Raw genomic sequence first — 26,059 nt, 5'->3', positions numbered from 1 at the left:
CGCTGCGGGAGACCGATACACCGGTCTCGTCGATGATGCTGCCTTGGCTCCGGGAGGCACGCTGGTTCGTTTTTCTTGATGTGCAGTATGGATGTTGCGCAACGTCAAGAAAATCAGCCGGAATTGAAGTTGGAGTAGGTGTGAGGGAAGTCTTGTAGGGGGTTTCCTACAGAGGCGCGGCAACTTGTCGCAAACGTCGCCGCCATGCGCCGGCCGCCGAGGGCGGGCGCCGCGCCCGCCTGACCGTCGTCAACGAGTCGGGACATCAAGACCGGGCGCGATGCTGCCCGACGCCGCCGTCACAGTTCGTCCGGGTCCTCGAACAGCTTGTGGCGCATCGCGTAGCGCACGAGCGCCGTGTCGTTCGGCAACTGCATCTTCTCGAGGATCCGCGTCTTGTACGTGCTGACGGTCTTGACGCTGACGCAGAGCGCCTGCGCGATTTCGGAGATCGACTCGCCGGTGGTGACGCGCCGGAAGACGTCGAATTCGCGGTCGGACAGGCGCTGGTGCGGGAGAAGATCGGTCGGCTCGTTCAGACTCTGCGCGAACTGCTCGGCCATGGTCAGGCTGACGTAGACGCCGCCCGCCGCGATCTTGGTCAATGCGGCGACCAGTTCGGCGCTGGCACTTTCCTTGGTCATGTAGCCCGACGCGCCCGCGCGGAAGGCACGCACCGCGTACTGTTGCTCGGCATGCATCGTCAGCACGAGGATATGCAATCCCGGCTTCTCGTCCTTGATCTGCTTGATGAGTTCGACACCGTTGCGGCCGGGCATCGACAGATCGAGCACCAGCACGCTGGCGTCGGTGTCGCGTATGAGCGCGATCGTCGAGGCGCTGTCCTGCGCTTCCCCGACGACCTCGAAACCGCTCGCGCTCTTCAGGATGTGTCGAAGACCGTCCCTGACGAGTGCGTGATCGTCGGCGATGAGTACCCTGATCATGAAAGCACATCTCCTTGCTGGATGGCGTGAAGCGGCAGCGCCACGGTGATCGTGAATCCCGTGCCCGGCCGGTTGTCGATCGTCACCGTACCTTCGAGCATGTGCGCGCGCTCGCGGATGCCGATCAGGCCGAACGACGGCCGGTCCTGCACATTGCCGGCGTGCTCGGGCGCGCCGTGACCGTTGTCCGCGATGCGCAGCATGCAATATCCGTCTTCCACTTTCAATGCCAGCGTCACGTTCGTCGCGTCCGAGTGTCGCGCGACGTTGGTCAGCGCCTCTTGCACGATGCGGAACAGCGTGGTCGCGCCGGTGCCGGTGAACGCGGTGTCGACGGGCGCGATGTCCCGGTCGACCGTGATCCGGTAGCGGCGCGTGAAATCGTTTGCAAGCCATTCGATCGCCGGGACGAGGCCCAGGTCGTCGAGCATCACCGGCCGCAGATCGGCCGCGATGCGCCGGACGGACGCAACGATCGAATCGATCAGGCGATGCATGCCGCCCAGCTGCTCGCGCACGCCGGTGTTGGGGGCGACGACACCACGGAGCCCCAGCTCAACGGCGGAGAGATCCATCTTGAGCGCGGTGAGTTGCTGGCCGAGGTCGTCGTGCAACTCGCGGGCGATGCGCGTCTTCTCTTCCTCGCGCACGTTCTGCAGGTTGGCGGACAGGTCGCGCAGTTCCTCGCGCGACTGCTTGAGGGCGTTTTCCGCGCGCATCCGCTCGGTCACGTCGCGCAGCATGACGGTGTACAGCTTGCCGGTGCCGTCGCGAATCTGCGAGATCGACGCCTCGATCGGAAATTCGGTGCCGTCGCCGCGCAAGCCGAACAGCACGCGTTGCCGTCCCATCTGGCGCTCCGACACGCCCGTCACGCCGAATTGCTCGACGTGTCGCGCATGCGCGGCGCGGAAGCGCTCGGGGATGAAACGGGACAGCGGCGCGCCGACCGCCTCCATCGCGGAGACGCCGAACACGTGCTCGGCGGCCGGGTTGAAGATCACGATCGTCTGGCTTTCGTCGACGGTGATGATGGCCTCCATCGACGACCGGATGATGCCCATCATCCGCGCCTCGGTGGGCTGGCTGTCGCCGGCGGGCGTATCGGCGAGCCCGCGTTTCGCGACGGCCTGCCGCACGAGTGCGGCCAGCATCAGCGAAAGCACGGTGCCGGCCAGCAGGACGGCCAGCATGACGCCGGAGGTGTCGACGCGCGGTGCGCTGTAGCGCAGCGAGAGCGGCGTGCCGCCGAACGTCAGCGAATCGGTGCGCTGGAGCATGTCGCCGGCTGCGGTCGAGTCGCCGGCGCGCAAGCCGCCGGAATACACCGGCGCGGCCGGATTGTCGGCCGTGATTTCCAGGTGCAACCGATCGAGAACGGACGCATCGACGAGGCGGTCCGGATTCAGCGCGGCATATACGTACCCGGTGGCCGTAGCGTGCCGCGACCCGGACGAAGCAATGTCTTCAGCGTTCGCATAAATCGGCAGGTACAGCGTCAGCTCCGTCCGGGCAATTGCCGCATCGGTGCTGTCCTGGAACGCGTTCGCGGCGAGCGTGACCTTGCCGGTTTCCGCCGCGCGCTGAAGTGCCTGCCGGGTCGCTTGATTGTCCTCCGCCGCGCTCGGCTCGATTCTCCCGAGACTGCGGACCGGCGACTGCAATCCGTCCAGATTGAGACTGGCGAGATAGCGGCGCCACGCAGCCCCGGATTGCGGCGCGGGCAGCGTCGACGCGAAGCCGTGCGCGCCGCGCAAAACGGCAGCCGCGCCGAGGAGCGTGCGCCGAAGGTCGGCCGTCGCGAGTGTCGCGGTTTGCTCGAACCTCGCCTGCGCGGCGTGCTGTGCCCCGTTCTGCAGTGCCCGGGACGCCGCAAACGTTGCAGTCAGGCCAAGCGCCAGCGTCAGCAGCGCGGCCATGGCTGCATATCGCGCGGGCCGGATCCGGTGCGACGCCGGCCCGGCCCTGGAGGGGGGCGAATTCGTTGTCATTGCCGTTCATCCTGACGGACTTCGTCGGTGGCTGGCTGGCGGCGGGCCGGACGCGAGGCACGAACAGCGGGGCGGGCCGCAACTGCAATATCGCCCTGATTGTGCGCGGTTTACCGAGGTTCGCCAATCGGGACCGATGCGCACGGGCGGCGCCGTGCGTGTTTGACCCGTGTCAACGGAACGGCGCCCGCCGGGATCAGACTCGTTTCAGGAACCGATCGAACCGGGACGACGGCAGGGAGGCGCCATGTACCAAAGGATCTTTGCGGCACTCGACGGCAGCCGCGGTGCGCGGCTCGCGCTCGACGAGGCGATTTCGCTCGCCCGCGAGTCGGGCAGCCTGGTCATCGCCATGTGCGTGGTATCGGATGCGCCGCGGCTGGCCGACGTCGACAGCGGCTATATCGACCAGCGCGACCCGGCAGGCCTGGACGCGGACAAGGCCGCGATCGCGGTCTCGGACGCGGAAACCGCGTTCCAGCTGTCCGGCGTACGCGGCGTCGCGCAAACGATCGACGCGTGCGGAGAGGACATCTCGGACGTGCTCGCGCGAGCCGCCGCCGAATGCGATGCGGACCTGATCGTGATGGGCACGCATGGCCGGCGCGGCGTGCGCCGTGCGTTGCTCGGCAGCGTCGCCGAATCGCTGGTGCGCATCGCGGACCGGCCGGTGCTGGTCGTACGCGAAGGTCCGGGCGCGTGTGCCGGCGTGCTGTGAGGGGGTGACCAGAGGCGGGCAGCCGCAAGCGGCTGCCCGTTTTCGCTCGCTCAGTGAGACAGCAGGACCGGCACCGTCATCGTTTCGAGGATCGTGCGGGTGGCACCGCCGAGCACGCGTTCGTGCATGCGCGCATGGCTGTACAGGCCCATCACCAGCAGATCCGCGTGCAGGTCGGTCACCCGGTTCAGCAGCGTCGCGCCCACGCTCACCGACCGTTGGCGCGGCGTGGTCGAGAACGACGCGCGAATGCCGTGCCGTTCGAGATACGCGGCGACGTCGACGCCCGCCGGCGTCTTGTCCGGATCGGGTTGCCCGCGGCTGACCGTCTCGACGTTGACGAAGCGTGCGCGGGCGAGCAGCGGCAGGGCGTCGGCCATCACGCGAGCGGCTTCGCGACCGCCGTCCCAGCCGATCAGCACGTTCTCGCCGAGCGTTCGCACGTCGCCCGCGTAGGGCACGACGAGCGCCGGGCGTCCGCTGCCCATCACGACGTCCTCGACGAAATGACGTGCGACGTAGGTCAGGCGGTCGTCGGGATTTTCCTGGCCGAGCACCAGCAGATCGGCGTGGCGCGCGTGCAGTACCGCGGCCTCGGTCGCGTTGCCGGTCGGCGCCTGCCATTCGACGCTGCGCCCGGCGCGCTCGGCGGCGATCAGGAATCTTTCTTCCGCTTCCTTGCGCCGCTGGTCGCACAGGCGTTCGTAGACGGCCAGCTTCAGCGGTTCGTCGGGCCGACGCAACGGCTCGAAGAGGTCCTGGCAAACCACGTAGAGGCCGATCAGATGGGCGTTCCAGCGTCCCGCGAGTTCGAGCGCGAGGTCGACGCGCGTCGCACAGCGCTCGCTGTCGTCGAGATGGACGAGCAGGGTCTTGTAGCTCATGACGGCTCCTTTTCGGTTGATGCCGCGGTGGTCTCGGCGGACGCCTTCGCGGCGCAGCTCGCCGGAATCATCAGGACCGGGCACGTGGCCTGACGCAGCACGCGCTCGGCCACGCTGCCGAGGAAGAGGCGCTGGAAGCCGCGCCGGCCGTGCGTGCCCATCACGATCAGGTCGGCCTTGATCTCGCCGGCGAGCGCGACGATGTGTTGCGCGACGTCTTGACCCGTCGGCGCGACATTGGAAATCCGCGGCGTGCCGGCCACGTCACGCGCCTTCATGCGTTTCGCCGCGTCCTCCGTGACGCGCAGCCCTTCCTCGCGGAACGCATCGATCAGGATCGACGGGTCGTATCCGTACGTGTCGTAGGCCGGCACCAGGAAATCGACGACATAGACGGGGGTCAGCCGTGCACCCGTCTCCGACGCGAGATTCAGCGCGGCGTCGAGTGCGCGGGACGACGTATCGCTGCCGTCGAGCGCAACCAGAATGTTCGAGTACATGACGATTCCCTTGAACGGATGTTGATGCAATCATCATCGGCGCGCGCACGCCGAGTGCGCTGATCTGGATCAACCGTCGCGGTTGCCGCGCAGCACGCGCACCGCGGCGCGCGCCGCGACCCACGCTTCGTTGGTCGGCTCGACGACCACCGCGACCGCGCTCGACGCGCACGACACCACATGCGCATGGGCCGCATTCGCGCGCGCGTCGAGCGCGACGCCGAGCCAGCCGAGCGACGCGCAGATCCGCGCGCGCAATTCCGCCGAGTGTTCGCCGATGCCGGCGGTGAAGACGAGCATGTCGAGGCCGCCGAGCAGCGCGGTCAGCGCGCCGGTCTCGCGCACGATGCGATGGACGTACAGCGCCAGCGCGTCGCGGGCCGGCGCGTCGCCGGCCGCTTCGCGCGCGAGCAGCACGCGCGGATCGCCGGATACCCCCGACACGCCCTTGAGACCGGACTCGTGATACAGCATGTGTCCCAGTGCGTCGCCGGACAGCTTGTCGACGTCGAGCAGGTGCAGGACGACGCCGGGGTCGAGCGTTCCGCAGCGCGTGCTCATCATCAATCCGTCGAGCGCGGAGAAGCCCATGGTCGTCGCGACGCTGCGGCAGTCGCGCAGCGCGCACAGGCTCGCGCCGCTGCCGAGATGGGCGGCGATCACGCGGCCATGCGCACGCTCGCCGAACGATTCGGCGAGGGCGACCGACAGATATTCGTACGACAGGCCATGGAACCCGTAGCGGCGCACGCCCTGGTCGAACCACGTGTGCGGCAACGGCAGCAGCTGCTCGACGCGCGGCAGCGTGCGATGAAACGCCGTGTCGAACACGGCGATCTGCGGGACGTCCGGAAACGCGTCGCGCAGCGCGTCGATCGCATCCAGGCTGTGCGGCTGATGCAACGGCGCCAGCGGCGTCAGCGTGCGCAGCGCGTCCAGCACGTCGTCGTCGACGACCACCGGCTCCACGTATCGCGCGCCGCCGTGCACGACGCGGTGCGCGATCGCGCCCAGCGCGACATGCGGCAACTTCACGCGGATCCACGTCGCGATCTGCGCGAGCACGGCGCGGTAGGGATCGTCGTCCGTGCCGAGCGGCAGCGAAGCGTCCGGCTCGGCGTCGAAGCGGATCGACACGCTGTTGCCGGCCGCGACCGCTTCGCCGTCGTGCAACGGCCGCCGCACGGGATCGCCGTGCGGCGGATACGCGAAGATCGAGAACTTGACGCTCGATGAACCGGCATTGACGACGAGCAGCGCGAGCGTACGCATCGGCCGGCTCAGTGCGACATCAGCACGGGCAGCGTCATCGACGCCAGCACCGTGCGCGTGGCGCCGCCCATCACCAGCTCGCGCCAGCGCGGATGGCCGTAGGCGCCCATCACGAGCAGATCGGAACCCGTTTCATAAGCGCGCGACAGCAACGTGTCGCCGATCGCCGAGCCGGCGCCCGCATCGATGTCGAGCACGTTCACGTCGCGTGCATGGCGCGCCAGCATCAGCGCGGCATCGGCGGCCGGAATGCGCGTGGTTGCCGCTTCCGAATCGCCGTCGATCACGGCGGCGACCGTCGTGCGCTTCGCGTGTTCGAGAAAGGGGATCGCGTCGTGCGCGGCGCGGGCCGCTTCCCGGCTGCCGTCCCACGCGACGAACACCCGTTCGCCGATCGACGGGAATTCGCCGGCGTACGGCATGAACAGCACCGGGCGACCGGCGGACAGCACGAGGTTTTCCGGAAACTGGTCGTCGATGAAGGTCTCGGGATCGTTCGGGTCGCTCTGGCCCGCGATCACGAGGTCCGCGAGGCGGGCGGCGCGCGGCACGGCCAGGTTCGCGCGATCGTCGGCACACACCCATGCGGCCTGCACTTTCGCGCGGGCCGTCTCCGCATGGAACAGGCGTTCCAGGGCCGCGAGCCGTTCGTCGCGCTGTTCGCGGTGCTCACGGAAGTAATCGGCGGACCCGGCCATCACGTAGAACGAATGCGGTTCCGGCGTGTAGACCGCGTACAGGCCGGTCAGATGCGCACCGAAGCGCCGGGCGAGACGCAACGCGAATTCGAGCCGCGAATGCGCGCGGGCGCTCGAATCGAGGTGCACGACTATGCTCTTGTAGCTCATCGGAATCGCTCCATCGACGGGGGAACCGCCAGTGCAATCCAGTCTACGGAGCAGGGTTTCCGCGTACTTGACTCAGATCAACGGCTCCCTTGCGCGATGCCCGCACAGTGAAGCGGTCGCGATGCCGATCCCGGGCAGGCGGCATGAGGCGGAATGCCAACCCATTGACCGGATCGAAAGAGGAAAGCCGATGAGTACGTACGCTTTGACGACACCGAATGACGTCTGCCGCGCGGGCTGCGATCTCGCGCTGCGCATGGTCGCGCTGAACCGCGACTGGCAGCACGAATGGCATGCGCTGGCGGGGCGGCGCATCGAGCGCGACCGCGACGCGGTCCGTCACCTGCAGCAGGCGCTCGCGGATACGAAGGAGTGGACGGCCTTCGGCGAGGCGACCCGGCAGGTGATGCGCGACTACGCGATGGCGAGCGTCGCGATCTGGCAGGATGCGACCGAGCTGTGCATGCGTGCGCAATACGAGAGCGCCGGCGCATGGCGCACCTGGGCGCGCGAATACGGCGCAGGCGCGCTGTCGCGTTATCAGACCGACTGGCTGCCCGATCTGGAGCGACTGGCCGTGGTCAACGAAGCCAGCATGCCGTGGGCGGAATGGATGACGGCACTGGAGCACGGGATCGAGGACGCGAGCGAAGGGGCGCCGGTTTCCCCCCGCCGCCTGAATGGCACGACCGGCGCACGGGAGAACGACCATGTGCGCTGACCGCGTCGCGTTCGTCACGGGCGGAATGGGTGGCCTTGGCGCCGCGATCAGCCGGCGCCTGCACGATGCCGGCATGACGGTGGCGGTGTCGCACACGGAAGGCAACGACCACGTCGCGACGTGGCTGACGCACGAACGCGAGGCGGGCAGGACGTTCCACGCGTTCGAGGTCGACGTCGCCGACTACGATTCGTGCCAGCACTGCGCGGCGCGCGTGCTGGCCGAATTCGGGCATGTCGACGTGCTCGTCAACAACGCCGGGATCACGCACGACGCCACCTTCGTGAAGATGACCAAGAGCATGTGGGATGCGGTGCTGCGCACCAACCTCGACGGCATGTTCAACATGACGAAGCCGTTCGTGCCCGGCATGATCGCGGCCGGCTTCGGGCGGATCGTGAACGTCGGCTCGGTGAACGGTACGCGCGGCGCCTACGGGCAGGCGAATTACGCGGCCGCGAAGGCCGGCATCCACGGCTTCACGAAGACGCTGGCGCTCGAGCTCGCGCGCCACGGCATCACGGTCAACACGGTTGCGCCCGGCTACCTGGCGACCGCGATGCTCGAGACGGTGCCGAAGGAAGTGCTCGACACGAAGATCCTGCCGCAGATTCCGGTCGGCCGCCTCGGCAATCCCGGCGAAATCGCCGAGCTCGTCGCCTTCCTGTGTTCCGACGCGGGGGCGTTCGCGACCGGCGCGGAATTCGACGTCAACGGCGGCATGCACATGCGATGAAAGCATCCGTCATGCGCTTGCCGATCGGGCACGAAACGATGCGGCCAACGAGTACGAGCGAACCGGCGTCGCGCGCGGCCGAATGCACGCCGGCCCGTACGTCGCCCGCCGAACAATGGAACCGCGCCGCGCATGCGAATGTGGCCGCGATGACCTTCGGGCTGTCGCCCGTGTCGATGGCGCTGGCCGTGCTCGACTGGGGCGCGCATCTGGCCGTGTCGCCGGGCAAATGTTTCGAGCTCGCGACGCAGGCGTGGCTGGCTGCCGCCGCACCGGCCGCCAGCCAGGGCGAGAGCGAGGGCGAGCCCAACGCGGCCGACACGAGCGGCCTGGCCGTGCACGCGGGGCAGGCCGATCCGCGCTTCGCCGCGCCCGCGTGGTCCGGCTGGCCGTTTCGCGCGTATCGCGACGGCTTCCTGTCGATCCAGCGCTGGTGGCGCGACGCGACGCGCGACGTGCCGGGCGTCGAACGGCACCACGAGGAGCTGGTCGGATTCATCGCGCGACAGTGGCTCGACGCGTGCTCGCCGGGCAATTTCCTGGCGACCAACCCGGTCGTGCTCGACGCGACGATGCGCAGCGGCGGCGCGAATCTCGCGGCAGGCTTCCGGCACTGGCTGGACGACGCGAGCGCATTGCTCGATCGCACGAGCGGCACGCGCGCCCGCGACACGCACGGCTATCTGCCGGGACGCGACGTGGCGATCACGCCGGGCCGCGTCGTATGGCGCAACGCGTTGTGCGAGCTGCTGCAATACGACCCGGCGACGCCCGCCGTGGCGCGCGAGCCGATCCTGATCGTGCCGTCGTGGATCATGAAGTACTACATCCTCGACCTGCAGCCGCACGATTCGCTGATCCGCTTCCTGGTCGATGCCGGCTACACGGTGTTTGCCGTGTCGTGGCGCAACCCGGGCGCGGAGGCGCGCGAGCTCGGGCTCGACGATTACCTGCGCGACGGGTGCATGGCGGCGCTCGACGCCGTCCGGTCGATCTGCGGCGAAGCCGTCCACGCGGTCGGCTACTGCCTCGGCGGCACGCTGCTGGCGATCGGCGCGGCGGCGCTCGCGCGCGACGGGCGGCAGCACGACGCATTGCGGTCCGTCACGTTGCTGGCGGCCCAGACCGATTTCAGCGAACCCGGCGAACTCGGCCTCTTCATCGACGCGAGCGAACTGTCCGCGCTCGACGCGCTGATGTGGCGGCAGGGCTATCTGGACGGCGCGCAGATGTCCGCCGCGTTCCAGCTGCTGAACGCGCGCGACCTGATCTGGTCGCGCATGATGAGCGAATACCTGCTCGGCACGCGCACCAAGCCGAACGACCTGATGTCGTGGAACGAGGACACCACGCGCATGCCGTACCGGATGCATACGGAATACCTGACGCGGCTTTTCCTCGACAACGATCTCGCGGCCGGCCGCTACTGCGTCGACGGGCGACCGGTCGCGCTGTCGGATATCGACGTGCCGACGTTCGTGGTCGGAACCGAACGCGATCACGTGTCGCCCTGGCGTTCCGTCTACAAGCTGCATCTGCTCACGCACCATGCGCTGACGTTCGTGCTGACCTCCGGCGGCCACAATGCCGGCATCGTGTCCGAGCCCGGGCATCCGGGGCGCCACTATCGCTGCGCGACGCGCGAGCATGGCGCGCCTTACCGGAGCCGGCACGACTTCGTGAGCGAAACGCCTGCGGTCGACGGATCGTGGTGGACGTGCTGGCGCGACTGGTTGCGCGCGCATTCGTCGGGCGACGTGCCGGCACGCGTGCCGGCCGCCGGTTTCGGCGCGGCACCCGGAACCTACGTGCTCGAGACATGAACATGAACCTGCATTCGGATGTGTCCGTCGGCGCGCGCCTGCCCGGCCTGTTGCCGCGCGCGGACGGCGAACTGCCCGAGCTGATCGCGCGTGCGCGTCATGCGCCGCCGCTGACGATGGCCGTCGTGCATCCGTGCGACGCGGCCAGTCTCGTCGCGCTTGCCGCACTCGATGCGTCGCCGCTGGGCGCGTCGATCGAGCCGCTGATCGTCGCGCCGCGCGCGAAGGTGTCGCGCGTGGCGGACGAGGCGGGCGTCGATCTGGCGAAATGGACGATCGAGGACGTGCCGCACAGCCACGCGGCGGCGGCCCGGGCGGTGGAGCTCGCGGCGTCGGGCCGCGCCGGCGCGCTGATGAAGGGCAGCCTGCATACGGACGAGCTGATGGGGGCGGTCGTCGCCGCGGAATCGGGCCTGCGCACGGACAAACGCATGTCTCACTGTTTCCTGATCGAGGCGCCCGCCTATCCGCGCCCGTTCCTGCTGACCGACGCGGCCGTCAATATCGCGCCGGATCTCGCGCAGAAGGCGGCCATCACGCAGAACGCGATCGACGTCGCGCATGCGCTGGGCGTTGCCTGCCCGCGCGTGGCCGTGCTGTGCGCGGTCGAGACCGTCAATCCGGCGATGCGTTCGACGCTCGACGCGGCGGCCCTGGCGAAGATGGCCGAGCGCGGGCAGATCACGGGAGCGGTCGTCGACGGCCCGCTCGCGTTCGACAACGCGATATCGCAGCGGGCCGCGCGCGAGAAGGGGATCGATTCGCCGGTCGCCGGCCGTGCCGACATCCTGGTCGTGCCCGATATCGAAGCGGGCAACATGCTCGCGAAGCAGCTCGAATACCTGGGCGGTGCCGCGAACGCGGGCGTCGTCGTGGGCGCGCGCGTGCCGATCGTGCTGACGAGCCGCGCCGACGGCGTCGCCGTCCGCGTCGCCTCCTGTGCGCTCGCGGTGTTGCTGGCGCAGGTCCGGCACGACACCGCCCCGATGCCTGAACAGGCCCCCCTTTCGATGGAGGAATCGCGATGAAAGCACTCGTTTACCACGGCCCCGGGCGCAAGGCGCTCGAGCGGCGGCCCAAACCGGAATTGCAGTCGCCCACCGACGCGATCGTCCGCGTGACGCGCACGACGATCTGCGGCACCGATCTGCACATCCTCAAGGGCGACGTGCCGACGTGCGAACCGGGCCGCATTCTGGGCCATGAAGGCGTGGGGATCGTCGAGCAGGTCGGCGCCGCGGTCGATTCGCTGAAGCCGGGCGATCACGTGCTGATTTCGTGCATCTCGTCGTGCGGCCGCTGCGAATACTGCCGCCGCGGAATCTATTCGCATTGCACGACCGGCGGCTGGATCCTCGGCAACCGGATCGACGGCACGCAGGCCGAGTTCGTGCGCATCCCGCATGCGCCGACCAGCCTGTACCGGATCCCGGCCGGCGCGGACGAGGACGCGCTCGTGATGCTGTCCGACATCCTGCCGACCGGATTCGAATGCGGCGTGCTGAACGGCAAGGTGCAGCCGGGATGCTCGGTCGCGATCGTCGGCGCCGGCCCGATCGGGCTGGCCGCGTTGCTGACCGCGCAGTTCTATTCGCCCGCGCGGATCATCATGATCGATCCGGACAGCAACCGGCTCGAGGTCGCGCGGCGTTTCGGCGCGACCGACTGCTTCGACGGTCGCGATGGCGACCCGGTGGCGGAAGTCATGAAGCTGACCGACGGCGTGGGCGTGGATTGCGCGATCGAAGCGGTCGGCATTCCGGCGACGTTCGAGATGTGCACGTCGCTCGTGGCGCCCGGCGGGGTCGTCGCGAACGTCGGCGTGCACGGCGTCAAGGCCGACCTGCACCTCGAGAAGCTGTGGGATCGCAACATCTCGATCACGACGCGGCTCGTCGACACGGTCAGCACGCCGATGCTGCTGAAAACCGTGGGCGCCGGGCGCCTCGATCCGGCGCGCCTGATCACGCACCGGTTCTCGCTCGACGACGTGGAACGCGCGTACGACACGTTCGGGCGCGCCGCGCAAACCAACGCGTTGAAGGTCATCATCGAAGTCGGCTGATCGCCGGGCCGCGCGTGACGGGAATCGGGCGCCGCCGCCTCCCGTCACGCGCGGCGGGCGTTTCGCCCGCAGTCAGGACGACAGCGCGGCGGGTTCCGGCGTGTCGTTCGATTCAACCTCGTCCAGATCGACGCACTGCTCGTAGGTCGGCACCTCGCACCGCCAGTGCAGGCGCTCGGCGATGCGCCGGCGCATCGCATCCGCGGCAGCGGGTTCGCCATGCGTGACGAACGTCCGCGCGGGCGGGCACTGCATCGTGCCGAGCCACTTCAGAATCTCTTCGTAGTCGCCATGGGCCGACAGCGTCGTGATCATCTCGACCTGAGCGCGCACGCGGACGTACTCGCCGTGAATCTTCACCGTCGGCTCGTGCGCGGCCAGTGCCGCCCCGCGCGTGCCCGCGGCCTGGTAGCCGACCAGCGCGATCGTGTTGCGCGCATCGGGCGCGTAGCGGGTCAGGTGATGCAGCACGCGCCCGCCCGTCGCCATGCCGCTGCCGGCGATGATGACCATCGGGCCGTGGTGGTCGGCGATCGCCTTCGACTGGTCCACCGACCGGATCATCGTCGCCGCGTGGCCGAGCGCGTTCGCCTCCGAGACGGTCAGGCGGTGCTCGAGGATATGGTGACGATAGATCTCGGTCACGTCGGTTGCCATCGGGCTGTCGAGGAACACCGGGACGCGCGCCATGCGGCCGGACGCCTTCAGCCGCGCGATGTAATGCAGGATTTCCTGCGCGCGGCCCACGGTGAAGCAGGGCATCACGACGACACCGCCGCGCGCGAAGGTCTTGTCGAACATTGCGGCCAGTTCGGCTTCGGGATCCGACGTCGGATGCAGCCGGTCGCCGTATGTCGATTCCACGACCAGATAGTCCGCATGCGCGGGCGGGCGCGGCGGCTGCATGATCGGGTCGTGATACCGGCCCAGATCGCCCGAGAACGCGAGCACCTTGTGATCCCAGTGCATCACGACGCTCGCCGCGCCGAGGATGTGCCCGGCCGGCAGCAGGCGGAACGACAGGTTGCCGACCAGCGACGTGCATTCGTCGAAGGCGACCGGCTTCAGCAGGCGCAGCGCGCGCTGGGCGTCGTCCAGCGTGTAGAGCGGTTGCGCCGGATGATGCTTCGAGTAACCGTGCCGGTTCGCGAAATCGGCTTCCTCCTCCTGCAGCCGCGCGCTGTCGCGCAGCATGATGTCGCAGAGTTCGGCCGTGGCCGCCGTGCAGTACACCGGCCCGCGATAGCCTTCGCGCACCAGCACCGGAAGATAGCCGGTGTGATCGACATGCGCGTGCGTGAGCACGACCGCGTCCAGCGTGTCGGGCGCGAACGGCAGCGCTCGCCAGTTGCGCAGCCGCAGGTTCTTGGTCCCCTGGAACAGACCGCAATCGACCAGGACGCGCCGGCTGCCGTGCTCGATCAGATACTTCGAGCCGGTCACCGTTTCGGTCGCGCCGAGAAATGTCAGTTTCATGTATTGCCTCATCGGGAGTCGACGGAACAGTAAGTCGATTACATCCCGAACGCGCAAGCGGCGGTTGACCGAAATCAGGGATTGCGGGATCGCCATGCCGGCCGGGCGAGATTCCCGGACGGCGTGCGGTTTGACGACGATCAACCTCGGGCCACGGCGGCGGCGGGATAGTGATTTCGTGCGCGCTTGCGGCGTCGTGATCCCGTCATCCGCGCAGGCCGTGCGCGCCACGCGTAGCGGCATCACGAGTCTTTCGGGATGAACCCATCATGACGTTGATCGCCAATCTGGATGGTGCCGGGCACCTTTACCGGCTGTGCTTCGTCCGCTCGCCCTGGGCGTGGTTTACCTGCTTGCCGCTCGACGAGCAATGCGGCGAGCGCTGGGCGGACGTGCCGTACCAGAATGCCGCGAAACCGCCGTACAGCGATTCGCGCGCGCAATTACTGCGGGTCGCGTTCGACGCGCCGGGTCTGTTGCCGCCCGAGGCCGGGCGGCACGGGCACGCATGGAGCGTCCAGCAGATCAACCACGGCGCGGCGCCATGGCTGCGCAGCGAGGATTTCGTCGATGCGTTGACGCTGACCGTGCCCGCCGGGGCCACGCTCGCCACGTTCGTCGAACGGATCGAGGCCGCCGGCGGCACCGTCTACGGGCCGCTCGGCTGGGCGGAATTGCCGCCGTGGCAGCGGCCCGACGTTGCGGCGCAGACGGGCTGAACGGGGCTAAACGGCGCTGAATGCCCGTGCCGCGCGCGTGTCAGCCCGCGTCGCCCCAGCCGCCGCCGAGCGCGACGTAGAACGCGACCGTGTCCTGCAGCCGCTGCGCGACCGTCTGCAGCCATGCAATCCGCGCCTGATGGTATTGCACGTCGGCGACCAGCAACTGGACGTAGCCGGCGATCCCCGCGTCGTAGCCGGCCTGCGTGAGCGTCAGCGCATCACGGGCCGCGGCCATCGCGCGCGCCTGCGCATCGAGCGCCGCCGCGTCGTTGGCGAGCGCGCGCAACGTGTCGGCCACCTGCGAGAACGCCGACAGGACGACCTGGCGATAGGTCGCATCGGCTTCGTCGTACGCATCCTGCGCGGCGCGCCGCTGGTTCAGCAGCGTGCCGCCGTGAAAGATCGGCGCGGCGAGCCCGGCGCCGACACTCCATGCGCGGCCGGCCGGCGCGAACAGCTTGCCGGCGACGACACTTTCGAACCCGCCCGACGCGGACAGCGTGAGGTTCGGATAGAGCGCGGCCGTCGCGACGCCGACCTGCGCGCTGGCCACGTGCAGTTGGGCTTCGGCCTGCAGGATGTCGGGGCGGCGGCGCACCAGCGACGACGGCGCCGTGTCGGGCAGGCTGGCGGGCAATTCGATCCCGTCGAGCGACAGGTCCGGCGTGCGCCAGTCGACCGGGTAGCGGCCGGCCAGCAGCGCGAGCAGATCGTCGGCCTGCGCGCGTTTCTGGTCGAGCGCGGGCAGCGTCGCCTCGAACGACGCCCGCTGAGATTCCAGCGTCAGCACCGCGACGTAGGCCGCCGCGCCGGCCGTCACCTGCGCGCGCGTCAGACGAATCTGCTCGTCGAGCAGGCCGATCATTTCGCGCGTCGCCTCGGCTTCGTCGCGATAGGCTGCGCGCGCGACCATCGTATTGACGACGTTCGCGGTCAGCATCAGATAGGCGCCCGCCAGCGCTTGCCGTTGCGCATCGACGTCGGCCGCGAGCGCTTCGACCTGGCGCCGTTCGCCACCCCACAGGTCGAGCGTGTAGCTGACCGTCGCCGACAGCGTGAACAGGTTGAAGATCGACGCCGGCACCGCCTGGCCGGTGCGCAGCGGCGTGGCGCGCTGGCGCGACGCGCCGGCCTGCGCATCCACCTGCGGAAAGAAGATGCCCTGACCGGCCCGCAGCGCGTGCTCGCTGCGCCGCAGCGTCGCTTCGGCGAGATCGAGCGTCGGGCTGCCGGTCAGCGCTTCGGCGACGGTCGAGTCGATCGCGCGGCTGCCGAAGCGCGTCCACCAGTCGCGCGTGAGCGCCGCGTCCGCCGACAACGCCTGTGTTCTGCCACCGCCGCGCCAGGAGCCGGACGCCGCGCCCGGATCGTCGGGTGGCACGAAGCGCGCGACGCGCGGCGCGGGCGGCGGGACGAAATTCGGCCCGACCGTGCATCCGGCGAGCAGTCCGGCGACGGCCAGCGCGCCGGTTCGGCGGCGCAGCGCGTGCGCGCAACGGGCGCCGTTATTTGCCTGCGACGTAGACATCGACGATCTGCCCGGGAAACAGCCGCACATTCCTGTTCGGCACGATACGGAAAATGACCGGCAGCACGCGCACGTCGACGCGCTCGGTGCGCTGGTCGGACAGCTCGATCTTCGGCGTGACGTACGGCTGCACGCGCACGAACTGAAGATCGGCCTCGACCGACGTGCCGCGCACGAACATGTGCGCCTTCAACGCATGCAGATCGGGGAGCTGATGGATCAGGATTTCGTCGATGTAGCAGCGCACCTGCAACCGGTCGACCGGTGTGCCGAGCACCACGACCGGCGTGCTGCCGCGCGTATAGGTGTCGTACAGCCCCTGCGAGGTCAGGTAGGCCCCGACGGCCGCGTTCATCGCCAGAACGGTGCCGTCGGCCGGCGCGCGCAGCGTGTAGCGGGCGAGCAGGGCGGCCGCCGCGTCGGCCGCGCGCCGCAGCGCGATGGCCTGCGCTTCCTGGTTGCGCACGTCGTAGCTCCACGCGCCGGCCTTGGTCAGACGATACTGCCGCGTCACGACCTCCAGATTGGCCGCCGCGACGCGCACCGCGTTCGCGGCGGTGTCGAGCGCGTCGCGGCTGACGGCTTTCGGATCGATGTCATACGCGTGCCGCTGCTTGTCGTACTGATCCTGCGCGAGCTTCAGGCTCGCCTGTGCGGCCGTGGTTTGCGCGCTGGCCACGTCGAGCACCTCGCGGCGCGGCTGCGCCTTCAGCTCGTCGAGGAGCGCGGCGGCCGCGTCGGCTTGCGCCGCGAGCTGGGCGGCGGTCGCGCGTTGCACCGAGTCGTCGATCGTCAGCAGCGCGTCGCCGGCCTTCACCGGATCGCCGTCGTGCACGAGGATGCGCGTCACGGCGCCCGAGACGTCCGGATAGACGTTCACGTTCGCGCCGGCCGGCTGCTCGCTCTCGACGATGCCGTTTGCATAGACGCCGCGTGCGTACGGATTGGCCGCCGGCTTGAATACCGGCGGCTGCGGCGGCTCCTGGCGGCTGTAGACCCACGCGGCGACGACGCTTGCCAGGAAGCCGAGCAGGGCCGCCACGAACACGAGCCGGTGTTTCATCGCGCACCTCCGCGCTCGATGCCGTTCAGCTTGCCGTCTTCCATTCGCAGGACGCGATCCGCGTACTCGAAGATGCGCGCGTCGTGCGTGACGATCACGATGCAGCGCGTGTCGTTGAGCACCTCGTGCTTGACGAAGTCGATGATCATGCGGCCCGTGTCGCCGTCGAGCGACGCGGTCGGTTCGTCGAGGATCAGCAGGTCGGGCTGGCTGACGATCGCGCGCGCGATCGCGACGCGCTGCTGTTCGCCGCCGGACAGCTTCACCGGCGCCAATTGCGCGCGGTTCGCGAGGCCGACCACGTCCAGATACGCGTGCGCTTCCTTGATCGCGTCATCCCATGGGCGGCGCCTCAGGATCAGCGGGATCGCGACGTTCTCGGCGGTCGTGAGCCGCGGGAACAGGTGGTAGTCCTGGAACACGAAGCCGATCCGGTTCAGCCGGAAATCGGCGATCGCGTCGTTCGGCTGCGCCCACAGGTCGACACCGTCGATCGACACCGAACCGTCGTCCGGCCGGAGGATGCCGGAGATCACGCTGAGCAGCGTCGTCTTGCCGCTGCCGGACGGCCCGACGATCAGCAGCATCTCGCCGAAGTTCGCCTGCATCGACACGTCGCGCAATGCCTGCGTGCGCGCGTCGCCTTCGCCGAACCACTTGCTGACGCCGCGCGCGTCGATCGCGATGCCGGCCATCGTCAGCCCCGGAAGATGTCGAACGGCTCGATGCGCAGTACGCGCCGCACGCCGAGATAGCTCGAGATCGTCGCGATCACGACCACCATCCCGAACGCGAGCAACAGGTTGCCGTACGTAACGAGCGCCGCATAGTCGGGAATCCGCAGTTTCGCGAGGCTGATCATCAGCACGCACAGCCCGACGCCGATGCCGTAGCCGGTCAGCGCGGTGAACGTGGCCTGGAACAAAATCATCGCGACCAGCTCGCGGCTTTTCGCGCCGATCGCCTTCAGCGCGCCGAATTTGTCGAGGTTCTCGAGGATGAACGCATAGAACGTCTGCCCTGAAATCGACAGGCCGATGATGAAGCTGATGATCGTCATCAGCATGATGTTGGTGCCGAGCCCCGTCTCGTACTTGTAAAAACGCGAGATCTGCGCGATGAATTCGTCGCGCGTGTACGCGCGATAGCCGAGCGATTGCACGACGGCCTTGATGTGGGCGATGTCCGCATCCGACTTCGGCTCGACGAGGATGTACGAGGTCGTGAAGCGCGGCGACGGAATGTAGCGGATCGCGCGGGCGTACGTGGTGTAAAGCGTCGGCGTGCCGAACAGGCCGCTCGCGGCGACCTTCGCGATGCCGACGATCACGCCGCGATGATCGTTCAACTCGAAATCGGTGCCGACGGACGGATTCTCGAGCTTCCGAAACTCGGGATCCTGAATCGCGATGAAGCCGTTTTCCGCGTAAATGTCCTCGATGCGGCCCTGCAGCATCGTCGGGCGGCCGAGCAGGCTGGCGTCGTCGAGGCCGACGACCGTCACGGCCTGGTAGGTGCCGGAGCGCAGCTTGACGAGCGCGCCGCCGGAATAGAGCGGCACCGCATACTTGACGCCGTCGATGCTGCGCACGGCGTCGAGCACGTAATCGGGCATGCCGATGCTGTTCGCGATCGTCTTCACGGCCGGGTCCATCACCCAGACCTTCGCGCCGATGTTGATGACCGACGCCGACGACTTGTTCAGGATGCCGGCGAACAGCGACGTCATCTCGATCATCAGCAGCACCGAGAACGTGATGCCGACGGTCAGCGCGGTGAATTTCGCACTGTCGTTGACGAGCAGCTTGAACGCGAGACGCAGAATGCCGTTCATGATCGCGAATCCAGCGCGTCCGGTCCGTGCCGCTATCGCCGGGAGGCCGCCGGATCCAGTTGCGCGACGAACGCGACGATGCCTGAAACCAGCGCGATGATCGCGTACGGAACGACCGGCGCGTCGATCAGCATCGCGTGCACGACGCCCAGCAGCGAGGCGAGCGCGATGAACACGCAGAGCGTCGCGAGCGCGCTTCGGTATGGCAGACCCATCATGACGTTCTCCCGGGAAGCGGCCGCCGTGGACGGCGTTGCCGCTGGTTGCGCAAGACATGGCGCCATGATCGCGTGCCGCGCTCGGGCACGATTGATCTGTATCAACGGACAAATTCCGGCGTCACGGGCGCGACGCGCCGATCAAGTCATCTGACCAATCGTCTTGCGGAATCGCGTCAGCGACAGCAGGAACAGCACGCAGCCGATCGCGAACAGCGCGGCGAACTGGGCCCACACCGCGTCTAGCCCGGCGCCGCGATACAGGATGCGCTGCGCGAGTTCGACGAAATGGGTGGTCGGCGCGGCCAGCATGATGTCCTGCACGACGGGCGGCATGCTTTCGCGCGGCGTCAGCCCGCCCGACAGCAGTTGCAGCGGCAGCAGCACGAGGACGAGCAGCATGCCGAACTGCGGCATGCTGCGCACGAGCGTCGCGAGAAAGATCCCCATCGACGTCGTCGCGAACAGGTGCAACGCCATGCCGGCCACGAACAGCGGCACGGACCCCGGAATCGGCACGTGCAGCGCGCCGCCCACGACGAACGTCAGCGACGCGACGGCCGCCGCCGCGACGACGAGCCCCATCGACCAGACCTTCGCGAGCATGATTTCCGCGGCGGTCACCGGCATGACGAGCAGATGCTCGATCGTGCCGTGCTCGCGCTCGCGAATCAGCGCGGCTCCGGTGAGGATCATCGACAGCATCGTCACGTTGTTGATCAGCTCCATCAGCGCGCCGAACCAGACTTCGTCGAGATTCGGGTTGAAGCGCATCCGCATCGCGAGATCGACGGGCGGCAACGACGTGCCGCGATGGCGCCGCACGAAGGCGTCGATCTCGCCCGCCACGATCTGCTGGATGTAACCGCCGCCGGTGAACGCCTGCGTCATGCGGGTCGCGTCGACGTTGAGCTGGACCGTCGCGTGGCGGCCGGCGAGCACGTCGCGCTGGAAATCGGGCGGAATGTCGAGCGAGAACGTGTAGTCGCCGTCGTCCAGCCCGCGATCGGCCGCGCCGGCGTCGACGATCGGCGGCGGCGCGAACTGCGGCGGGAAGAACGCCGCCGCGATGCGCGCCGACAGCGGCGACGCATCCTCGTCGACGATCGCGATCGGCACCTTGTGCAGCGTTTCCGGGCGGGCGGTGGCGGCGACGTAGATCGACGCGCTGAACGTATAGACGATGAGCGCGAGCAGGATCGGGTCGCGAGCGAGGCTCCACAGTTCCTTGACCCCGAGCCGGAAAATGACGAGCAGGCGCGACATGGTCAGCGCTCCTGCTTGCGCAGCAGCACGCCGGTCATGACCAGGATGACCGGCACGGCCGCGAGCATCGGCCAGAACTGCGACGACAGATCGGCCAGCCCGAGCGCCTTGTTGTAGACGCCGCGGCTGATCGCGAGCATGTAGGTGGCCGGATAGACGGTGCCGACCCATTTCCCGCTGCCCTCGAGCGACGACAGCGGCGTGAGCAGGCCCGAGAACTGCACGACGGGAATCAGCGTGCCGACGATCGTCATGAAGATCGCGGCGATCTGGCTGCGGGTAAACGTCGACGCAAACAGCCCGATGCCGGTGGCCACGACGTTGAATATCAGCACCGCGGCCGCCAGCGTCGCGAAACTGCCCTTGATCCGCACGCCGAACACGACGTCGGCCAGCACGACCATCAGCAGGAAGTTCAGCATCGCCAGCATGACGTATGGCGCCTGCTTGCCGAGCAGGAATTCGGCCCGCGTGACGGGCGTCACGTACAGGTTGACGATCGACCCGAGCTCGCGTTCCCGCACGACGGCGAGTGCCGTCAGCATCGCGGGCAGCATCAGCAGCAGCATCGGCATGATCGCGGGAATCATCGCCGGCAGGCTCTTGACGTCGGGGTTGTAGCGATAGCGGATCGCGATGTCCACGGCCGGGACGAGCGACACGCCGAGCCGGCGCTTCGCCTGGTCGCGCAGCCAGTTTTCGTGCATGCCGGCCACGTAGCCGCGGATCGTCTCCGCGCGCATCGGCATCGCGCCGTCGACCCATGCGCCGATCTCCACGCGGCGGCCGCGCGCCACGTCGCGCGCGAAGCCGGGCGGGATCTCGAGCGCGAGCGACAGCTGGCCGTTGCGCATGCGGCGCTCGATGTCGCGGTCGTCCGCGAGCGGCGCGCGCGGCACGAAGTAGCGGGAACCGGCGAGATTCTGCGCATAGTCCTGGCTCAGGATCGACTGATCGCGATCGAGCACCGCGAACGTCAGGTTGTCGACGTCGAGACTGATGCCGATGCTGATCACGCACATCAGCACGAGCGAGCCGAACAGCGCCAGCGTCGCGCGCAACGGGTCGCGTCGCAGTTCCAGCACCTCGCGCCACAGATAGCTGCCGGCGCGCGCCGGGCTGAACCACGCGGCCGCATGGCCGGCGTCGGCCGCAGCGGGCGGCGCGGCGAGCCAGCCGGCGTCGGACGGCGCATCGGCCGTCGCGCCGTCCGTGCCGCCCGCGTCGTCCGCTTTCTGCGCGTGGGTCAGGTAGCCGATGAACGCGTCCTCGAGCGTGGCCGCACCGCGCAGGCGCACCAGTTCCTCGGGCGCGGCGCTCGCGAGCACGCGGCCCGCATGCATCAGCGAGATGCGGTCGCACCGCGCGGCCTCGTTCATGAAGTGCGTCGAAATGAAGATGGTGACGCGATCGTTGCGCGCGAGCTCGATCATCAACCGCCAGAAGTCGTCGCGCGCGACCGGATCCACGCCCGAGGTCGGCTCGTCCAGGATCAGCAGCTCGGGCTTGTGCACCATCGCCACCGCGAGGGACAGCCGCTGCCGCATCCCGAGCGGCAGGCGCTCGGGCAGCGCGTCGAGGGCGTCCGCGAGCCCGAAGCGCGCGACCATTTCGGTCACGCGGGCGGGCACGTCCGGTTCCGGTACGCCGAACAGGCGCGCGTGCAGCACGAGGTTCTGCCGGACGGTCAATTCGCCGTAGAGCGAAAACCCTTGCGACATGTAGCCGACGCGTCTGCGCGTGTCGATGTCGTTCGCGGCGATCGGCCGGCCGAACAGCGTCGCCGTGCCTTCCGACGCGGGCAGCAGGCCGGTGAGCATCTTCATGGTCGTCGACTTGCCGCAGCCGTTGGAGCCGAGAAAGCCGAAGATTTCGCCGCGGCGGATCCGCAGGCTCACGTGATCGACCGCGACGAAATCGCCGAACCGCATCGTCAGCGCGTCGGCCTCGATCGCGTAGCCGGCCGCCTGGTCGGGCTGAAACGGCGCGATCGCGACCGGCTGGTGCCCGCGCCTGCGAGCCTCCGGCAGCAACGCGATGAACGCGGCTTCCAGCGTGTCGCAGCCGGTGCGTTCGAGCAGCTCGTCGGGGCTGCCGGTTGCCAGCACGCGGCCCGCGTCCATCGCGATCAGGCGGTCGAATCGGCGGGCCTCGTCCATGTACGCGGTGGCGACCAGCACGCTCATCGCCGGGCGCGCGGCGCGAATGCGTCCGATCAGCTCCCAGAACTGCGCGCGCGACAGCGGATCGACGCCGGTCGTCGGTTCGTCCAGGATCAGCAGGTCGGGGTCGTGGATCAGCGCGCAGCACAGGCCGAGCTTCTGCTTCATGCCGCCGGACAGCTTGCCGGCCAGGCGATCCAGGAACGGCTGCAGGCCGGTGCTGCGCGTCAGCGCGTCGATCCGGCGGCGGCGCTCCGCGGCATCGTGGCCGAACAGTCTCGCGAAGAACTGCAGGTTTTCCTCGACCGACAGCGTCGCGTACAGGTTCCGGCCGAGGCCTTGCGGCATGTAGGCGATGCGCCGGCATACGCGCGCCCGATGGCGGCGCGACGACAGGTCGCCGTCGAGCGTCCATACGCGGCCCTGCTGGATCGCGCGCGCGCCGGACACGAGCGCGAGCAGGCTCGACTTGCCGACGCCGTCCGGCCCGATCAGCCCGATCATGCGGCCGGCGGGGATGTCGAGGGTCACGTCGTCGAGCGCGTACTTGTCGCCGTAGCGCAGCGAGACGCCCGACAGCCGGGCGACCATGCGCGGATCGCCCGACACCGGCGAACCGTCGATCGATCCGGCGTCGGTCTCGACGGGCGTCGTCGCATTCATTGCGGCACCCTGATCGCGAGGCGATCCGGCCAGCCCGCGTGCGGGTCGGTCTTCAGCCACGCGACGCCCGGCAAGCCGGTCTTCACGAGTTTCAGGTGGCGCTGCAACAGATCGCGATCGATGCGCGCCTTGACCCGGAACATCAGTTTCTGCCGCTCGGTGGCCGTCTCGACCGTCTTCGGCGTGAACTGCGCGGTGCTCGACACATAGGACACGCGCGCCGGAATCACGTATTCCGGCGCCGCATCGAGCACGATCCGCACGTCGGCGCCGAGCGGGACCCGGCCGACGACCGCTTCGGGCAGGAAGAACGTCATGTAGACGTCGGACAGGTCGACGACGTTGAGCACCTTGCCGCCCGCCGGCAGGACTTCGCCCGACTCGGCAATCCGGTACTGGACGCGCCCGTCGCGCGGCGACGTCAGTTCGCTGTCCGAGATGTCGGCCCGCACGCGCGCCACGGTCGCCTGCGCGGCCGTCACGGCCGAGCGCGCCGCGACGAGCTGGGCCCGCGTTGCGTCGACGGCGGCCTGGGCCGCTTCCACCTGGGCGCGCGCGGCGTTCACGGTCGCGCGCAGGCTGCCGGCGCGCGCGCGATCGTCGTCCAGCTCCTGCATCGACGACGCGCCGTCGCGCGACAGCGTTTCGGACCGCGCGAGCCGCCGCGTGGCCGCGTCCAGCTCGCTTTCCCGTTGCACGACGACGGCCGCGGCCGCGGCCTTGTCGCTGCGGCGCTGCGCGACCTGCGCGTCGATGCTCGCCGCGGTGTTCACCGCCTGTTGCTCCCGCGCCTGTGCTTCGTCGAGCTGCGCCTGCAGGACGACGACGTCCATGCGTGCGAGCGGCTGGCCGGCCGTCACGAAGTCGCCTTCGTCGACGAGCATGGCGGTCACGCGCCCCGGCAGCTTGGTCGCGACGTCGATTTCGGTCGCCTCGATGCGGCCGTTGCCGCTGACGAGCCCCGCATCCGTCTGGCCGTCGCGCCAGCGCGTCCACCCGTAGTACGCGAGGCCGATCACGAGCACGGCCGCACCGGCACCGATCAGAAGAGGGCGCGGGATGGTTTTCATGGTGTGTTGTCCGAGTCTGTCGAAAGGGGAGCCGTTGCCGCGGCAGTCTTGCCGGTGTCGATTACGCCGCCGCCGAGCGCGCCGTACAGCGCGACGCGGCTCGACAGCAGCGCACGACGCGTCATGACCCATTGCTGCTCGGCGTTCATCAGGTCCCGTTGCGCATCGAGCACTTCGAGGAAGCGGGTGGCCCCGCTGTCGTAGCGCAGCTTCGCGAGGCGTGCCCGCTCGGCCTGCGACGCCAGCGTGGCGCGCTCGATGGCGACCTGGTCGGCGAGCCAGTGGCGCGCCGCGAGCGCATCGGACACGTCGCGGAACGCGCGCTGCAGCGTCTTCTCGTACTGCGCGAGCGCCTCGTCGCGTTGCGCGTGCGAGAGCGCGAGATTCGACCGGTTGCGGCCGCCGTCGACGAGCGGCAGCGTGACGTTGGGAATCACCGACCACACGCCCGTGCCGGACGACAGCAGGTCGTGCAGCGCGGTGCTGCCCGAGCCGATCGCGCTCGTCAATGCGATGCGCGGAAAGAATGCCGCGCGCGCCGCGCCGATGTTCGCGCGGGTCGCCTGCAGTTCGTGCTCGGCCGCGATCACGTCCGGACGCCGGGTCAGCAGCGACGACGGCAGGCCGGGCGCGAGCGACGGCAGCACCGCGCCGTCGTCGAGCGCGAGCGGCGTGGCGGCCAGCGCCGGCGGCGCACCGACGAGCAACGCCAGCGCATCGGCCGCCGTCGCGCGGGCCTGCTGCAACTGGACGCCGAGCGATTCCGCCTGCTGCAGCAGGATCTCCGATTGCGTCAGGTCGAGGCGCGAGATCGCGCCGGCCGCGTGACGAAGCCGGAAAATCCGCAGCGATTCGCGGCGTGTGTCGATCGTCGCACGGGTCAGCGCGATGCGTTCGTCGATCTCGCACAGGGTCAGATAGGCATCGGCTACGCCGGTGACGACACTCAACGTCACCGCCTGCCGGGCCGCGTCGCTCGCGAGGTAGCGCTGGAGCGCCGCCGCTTTCAGGTTTCGCACGCGGCCCCAGAAATCGATCTCCCATTGCGTCTCGGCCAGCTGGACTTCGTAAATCTGGCCGATGACGGGCGTCGGAGTGAGGAAGCCGCCCGGCGTGCGAAACCGTGCATAGGCCGCGCCCGCACCGATCGTCGGCCATTGATCCGCGCTGCGGATGCCGTAGACCGCGCGCGCCTGCTCGACGCGTGCCACAGCCGCGCGCAGATCCCGGTTGTTGGCGAGCGCCTGCGCGATCAACGCGCGCAGGCGTGCGTCGACGAAGTAGGCCTGCCACTCGGGCACGGGCGCCGCCGGTGTCGCGTCGGCGGAAGGATCCGGAAAGGATGCGGGAATCGGTGCGGCGGGACGCTCGTCCGGCGGCGCAAGCGACAGGCAGCCCGACAGCAGCACCATGCCCGCCGCGAGCGCGACGGCACGCATGCGCCGCACGACGGCAGGATGAAAGCGAACGGGAGGCGCGGCAGCGCGCATGGGATGCCTCGTCGAATACGGAAATGCGGGAATACGGGATGGCGCCGCCCGCCGGGCGTCGC

General features: G+C 68.9%; 23 protein-coding genes. 7 read left to right on the top strand and 16 right to left on the bottom strand.

Going from position 1 to position 26,059, the window contains the following annotated elements; genetic code table 11:
• Positions 1 to 299 precede the first annotated feature (299 nt).
• Positions 300 to 947, bottom strand: coding sequence for a response regulator (locus tag ACV22V_RS09970; protein WP_448013698.1), 648 nt, complete (start codon positions 945 to 947; stop codon positions 300 to 302).
• Positions 944 to 2,938: a PAS domain S-box protein gene (locus tag ACV22V_RS09965; RefSeq protein WP_059693081.1), complete on the bottom strand. Its 1,995-nt coding sequence runs from the start codon at positions 2,936 to 2,938 to the stop codon at positions 944 to 946. The genes ACV22V_RS09970 and ACV22V_RS09965 overlap by 4 nt, the downstream gene beginning before the upstream one ends.
• Before the next feature lie 247 nt (positions 2,939 to 3,185).
• Here ACV22V_RS09965 and ACV22V_RS09960 point away from each other — a divergent pair, with 247 nt between their 5' ends.
• On the top strand, positions 3,186 to 3,656 hold the full coding sequence (locus ACV22V_RS09960; RefSeq protein ID WP_059452444.1) for a universal stress protein: 471 nt from the start codon (positions 3,186 to 3,188) through the stop codon (positions 3,654 to 3,656).
• A 50-nt stretch (positions 3,657 to 3,706) separates the two neighbouring features.
• On the opposite strand, the gene ACV22V_RS09955 is transcribed toward ACV22V_RS09960, so the two are convergent.
• The 4 genes from ACV22V_RS09955 to ACV22V_RS09940 all read right to left on the bottom strand — a co-directional run bounded on the left by ACV22V_RS09955 (position 3,707) and on the right by ACV22V_RS09940 (position 7,160).
• A complete protein-coding gene (locus ACV22V_RS09955; protein ID WP_059452445.1) occupies positions 3,707 to 4,540 on the bottom strand; it encodes a universal stress protein in 834 nt (277 codons plus the stop codon).
• Entirely contained in the window at positions 4,537 to 5,040 is a 504-nt protein-coding gene (locus tag ACV22V_RS09950; RefSeq protein WP_448013697.1) for a universal stress protein, read from the bottom strand. Before ACV22V_RS09950 ends, ACV22V_RS09955 begins: the two co-directional genes overlap by 4 nt.
• A gap of 69 nt (positions 5,041 to 5,109) precedes the next feature.
• Positions 5,110 to 6,312: an acetate/propionate family kinase gene (locus ACV22V_RS09945; protein ID WP_448013696.1), complete on the bottom strand. Its 1,203-nt coding sequence runs from the start codon at positions 6,310 to 6,312 to the stop codon at positions 5,110 to 5,112.
• A gap of 8 nt (positions 6,313 to 6,320) precedes the next feature.
• A complete protein-coding gene (locus ACV22V_RS09940) occupies positions 6,321 to 7,160 on the bottom strand; it encodes a universal stress protein (protein WP_448013695.1) in 840 nt (279 codons plus the stop codon).
• Positions 7,161 to 7,350: 190 nt separating this feature from the next.
• Between ACV22V_RS09940 and ACV22V_RS09935 the strand changes: the two genes are divergently transcribed.
• Genes ACV22V_RS09935 through ACV22V_RS09915 form a run of 5 tightly spaced genes read left to right on the top strand, consistent with a single transcriptional unit; the run spans position 7,351 to position 12,505 of the window.
• On the top strand, positions 7,351 to 7,881 hold the full coding sequence (locus tag ACV22V_RS09935) for a hypothetical protein (RefSeq protein WP_059693085.1): 531 nt from the start codon (positions 7,351 to 7,353) through the stop codon (positions 7,879 to 7,881).
• Positions 7,871 to 8,617, top strand: a complete 747-nt coding sequence (locus ACV22V_RS09930) for a beta-ketoacyl-ACP reductase (RefSeq protein WP_059693087.1) — start codon at positions 7,871 to 7,873, stop codon at positions 8,615 to 8,617. The genes ACV22V_RS09935 and ACV22V_RS09930 overlap by 11 nt, the downstream gene beginning before the upstream one ends.
• Positions 8,614 to 10,440 carry a PHA/PHB synthase family protein gene (locus tag ACV22V_RS09925; protein ID WP_448013694.1) on the top strand — a complete coding sequence of 609 codons (1,827 nt, stop codon included), beginning with the start codon at positions 8,614 to 8,616 and terminating at the stop codon, positions 10,438 to 10,440. Before ACV22V_RS09930 ends, ACV22V_RS09925 begins: the two co-directional genes overlap by 4 nt.
• Positions 10,437 to 11,468 (top strand): bifunctional enoyl-CoA hydratase/phosphate acetyltransferase, encoded by a 1,032-nt coding sequence (locus ACV22V_RS09920; protein ID WP_448013693.1) that lies wholly within the window; start codon positions 10,437 to 10,439, stop codon positions 11,466 to 11,468. The genes ACV22V_RS09925 and ACV22V_RS09920 overlap by 4 nt, the downstream gene beginning before the upstream one ends.
• A complete protein-coding gene (locus tag ACV22V_RS09915) occupies positions 11,465 to 12,505 on the top strand; it encodes a zinc-dependent alcohol dehydrogenase family protein (protein WP_059700878.1) in 1,041 nt (346 codons plus the stop codon). The genes ACV22V_RS09920 and ACV22V_RS09915 overlap by 4 nt, the downstream gene beginning before the upstream one ends.
• A gap of 72 nt (positions 12,506 to 12,577) precedes the next feature.
• Here the strand turns inward: ACV22V_RS09915 and ACV22V_RS09910 are convergent, their stop codons facing one another.
• Positions 12,578 to 13,981 carry an MBL fold metallo-hydrolase RNA specificity domain-containing protein gene (locus tag ACV22V_RS09910; RefSeq protein ID WP_448013692.1) on the bottom strand — a complete coding sequence of 468 codons (1,404 nt, stop codon included), beginning with the start codon at positions 13,979 to 13,981 and terminating at the stop codon, positions 12,578 to 12,580.
• A 269-nt stretch (positions 13,982 to 14,250) separates the two neighbouring features.
• Between ACV22V_RS09910 and ACV22V_RS09905 the strand changes: the two genes are divergently transcribed.
• A complete protein-coding gene (locus tag ACV22V_RS09905; protein WP_059536589.1) occupies positions 14,251 to 14,700 on the top strand; it encodes a hypothetical protein in 450 nt (149 codons plus the stop codon).
• A 40-nt stretch (positions 14,701 to 14,740) separates the two neighbouring features.
• On the opposite strand, the gene ACV22V_RS09900 is transcribed toward ACV22V_RS09905, so the two are convergent.
• The 9 genes from ACV22V_RS09900 to ACV22V_RS09860 all read right to left on the bottom strand — a co-directional run bounded on the left by ACV22V_RS09900 (position 14,741) and on the right by ACV22V_RS09860 (position 25,997).
• Complete coding sequence (locus ACV22V_RS09900; protein WP_448013691.1) at positions 14,741 to 16,231, bottom strand: efflux transporter outer membrane subunit; 1,491 nt, start codon at positions 16,229 to 16,231, stop codon at positions 14,741 to 14,743.
• On the bottom strand, positions 16,209 to 17,294 hold the full coding sequence (locus ACV22V_RS09895) for an HlyD family secretion protein (protein WP_448013690.1): 1,086 nt from the start codon (positions 17,292 to 17,294) through the stop codon (positions 16,209 to 16,211). The genes ACV22V_RS09900 and ACV22V_RS09895 overlap by 23 nt, the downstream gene beginning before the upstream one ends.
• Positions 17,291 to 17,995, bottom strand: coding sequence for an ABC transporter ATP-binding protein (locus tag ACV22V_RS09890; protein WP_448013905.1), 705 nt, complete (start codon positions 17,993 to 17,995; stop codon positions 17,291 to 17,293). Before ACV22V_RS09890 ends, ACV22V_RS09895 begins: the two co-directional genes overlap by 4 nt.
• A complete protein-coding gene (locus ACV22V_RS09885) occupies positions 17,992 to 19,128 on the bottom strand; it encodes an ABC transporter permease (protein WP_059816773.1) in 1,137 nt (378 codons plus the stop codon). Before ACV22V_RS09885 ends, ACV22V_RS09890 begins: the two co-directional genes overlap by 4 nt.
• Before the next feature lie 32 nt (positions 19,129 to 19,160).
• Positions 19,161 to 19,346 carry a DUF2964 family protein gene (locus tag ACV22V_RS09880; RefSeq protein ID WP_059536579.1) on the bottom strand — a complete coding sequence of 62 codons (186 nt, stop codon included), beginning with the start codon at positions 19,344 to 19,346 and terminating at the stop codon, positions 19,161 to 19,163.
• Between the two features lie 141 nt (positions 19,347 to 19,487).
• Positions 19,488 to 20,612, bottom strand: coding sequence for an ABC transporter permease (locus ACV22V_RS09875; protein ID WP_059536576.1), 1,125 nt, complete (start codon positions 20,610 to 20,612; stop codon positions 19,488 to 19,490).
• Between the two features lie 2 nt (positions 20,613 to 20,614).
• On the bottom strand, positions 20,615 to 23,437 hold the full coding sequence (gene rbbA / locus ACV22V_RS09870) for a ribosome-associated ATPase/putative transporter RbbA (protein WP_448013689.1): 2,823 nt from the start codon (positions 23,435 to 23,437) through the stop codon (positions 20,615 to 20,617).
• Positions 23,434 to 24,507 carry an HlyD family secretion protein gene (locus ACV22V_RS09865; protein WP_322039972.1) on the bottom strand — a complete coding sequence of 358 codons (1,074 nt, stop codon included), beginning with the start codon at positions 24,505 to 24,507 and terminating at the stop codon, positions 23,434 to 23,436. Before ACV22V_RS09865 ends, rbbA begins: the two co-directional genes overlap by 4 nt.
• Positions 24,504 to 25,997, bottom strand: coding sequence for an efflux transporter outer membrane subunit (locus ACV22V_RS09860; RefSeq protein ID WP_448013688.1), 1,494 nt, complete (start codon positions 25,995 to 25,997; stop codon positions 24,504 to 24,506). The genes ACV22V_RS09865 and ACV22V_RS09860 overlap by 4 nt, the downstream gene beginning before the upstream one ends.
• Positions 25,998 to 26,059: the final 62 nt, after the last annotated feature.

This window comes from Burkholderia sp. AW33-5 (assembly GCF_053427615.1).
The sequence above is the reverse complement of the archived record's forward strand: the minus strand, read 5'-3'. Positions and strand labels throughout refer to the sequence as shown.

What these genes read in the sequence shown, in the direction of transcription:
- ACV22V_RS09905 (WP_059536589.1), top strand. Translation starts at nt 14,251, where the DNA reads ATGACGTTGATCGCCAATCTGGATGGTGCCGGGCACCTTTACCGGCTG.
- ACV22V_RS09945 (WP_448013696.1), bottom strand. Translation starts at nt 6,312, where the DNA reads ATGCGTACGCTCGCGCTGCTCGTCGTCAATGCCGGTTCATCGAGCGTC.
- ACV22V_RS09875 (WP_059536576.1), bottom strand. Translation starts at nt 20,612, where the DNA reads ATGTCGCGCCTGCTCGTCATTTTCCGGCTCGGGGTCAAGGAACTGTGG.
- ACV22V_RS09910 (WP_448013692.1), bottom strand. Translation starts at nt 13,981, where the DNA reads ATGAAACTGACATTTCTCGGCGCGACCGAAACGGTGACCGGCTCGAAG.
- ACV22V_RS09895 (WP_448013690.1), bottom strand. Translation starts at nt 17,294, where the DNA reads ATGAAACACCGGCTCGTGTTCGTGGCGGCCCTGCTCGGCTTCCTGGCA.
- ACV22V_RS09925 (WP_448013694.1), top strand. Translation starts at nt 8,614, where the DNA reads ATGAAAGCATCCGTCATGCGCTTGCCGATCGGGCACGAAACGATGCGG.
- ACV22V_RS09965 (WP_059693081.1), bottom strand. Translation starts at nt 2,938, where the DNA reads ATGACAACGAATTCGCCCCCCTCCAGGGCCGGGCCGGCGTCGCACCGG.
- ACV22V_RS09970 (WP_448013698.1), bottom strand. Translation starts at nt 947, where the DNA reads ATGATCAGGGTACTCATCGCCGACGATCACGCACTCGTCAGGGACGGT.
- ACV22V_RS09915 (WP_059700878.1), top strand. Translation starts at nt 11,465, where the DNA reads ATGAAAGCACTCGTTTACCACGGCCCCGGGCGCAAGGCGCTCGAGCGG.
- rbbA (WP_448013689.1), bottom strand. Translation starts at nt 23,437, where the DNA reads ATGAATGCGACGACGCCCGTCGAGACCGACGCCGGATCGATCGACGGT.
- ACV22V_RS09865 (WP_322039972.1), bottom strand. Translation starts at nt 24,507, where the DNA reads ATGAAAACCATCCCGCGCCCTCTTCTGATCGGTGCCGGTGCGGCCGTG.
- ACV22V_RS09860 (WP_448013688.1), bottom strand. Translation starts at nt 25,997, where the DNA reads ATGCGCGCTGCCGCGCCTCCCGTTCGCTTTCATCCTGCCGTCGTGCGG.
- ACV22V_RS09960 (WP_059452444.1), top strand. Translation starts at nt 3,186, where the DNA reads ATGTACCAAAGGATCTTTGCGGCACTCGACGGCAGCCGCGGTGCGCGG.
- ACV22V_RS09885 (WP_059816773.1), bottom strand. Translation starts at nt 19,128, where the DNA reads ATGAACGGCATTCTGCGTCTCGCGTTCAAGCTGCTCGTCAACGACAGT.
- ACV22V_RS09950 (WP_448013697.1), bottom strand. Translation starts at nt 5,040, where the DNA reads ATGTACTCGAACATTCTGGTTGCGCTCGACGGCAGCGATACGTCGTCC.
- ACV22V_RS09880 (WP_059536579.1), bottom strand. Translation starts at nt 19,346, where the DNA reads ATGATGGGTCTGCCATACCGAAGCGCGCTCGCGACGCTCTGCGTGTTC.
- ACV22V_RS09940 (WP_448013695.1), bottom strand. Translation starts at nt 7,160, where the DNA reads ATGAGCTACAAGAGCATAGTCGTGCACCTCGATTCGAGCGCCCGCGCG.
- ACV22V_RS09900 (WP_448013691.1), bottom strand. Translation starts at nt 16,231, where the DNA reads ATGTCTACGTCGCAGGCAAATAACGGCGCCCGTTGCGCGCACGCGCTG.
- ACV22V_RS09935 (WP_059693085.1), top strand. Translation starts at nt 7,351, where the DNA reads ATGAGTACGTACGCTTTGACGACACCGAATGACGTCTGCCGCGCGGGC.
- ACV22V_RS09930 (WP_059693087.1), top strand. Translation starts at nt 7,871, where the DNA reads ATGTGCGCTGACCGCGTCGCGTTCGTCACGGGCGGAATGGGTGGCCTT.
- ACV22V_RS09955 (WP_059452445.1), bottom strand. Translation starts at nt 4,540, where the DNA reads ATGAGCTACAAGACCCTGCTCGTCCATCTCGACGACAGCGAGCGCTGT.
- ACV22V_RS09920 (WP_448013693.1), top strand. Translation starts at nt 10,437, where the DNA reads ATGAACATGAACCTGCATTCGGATGTGTCCGTCGGCGCGCGCCTGCCC.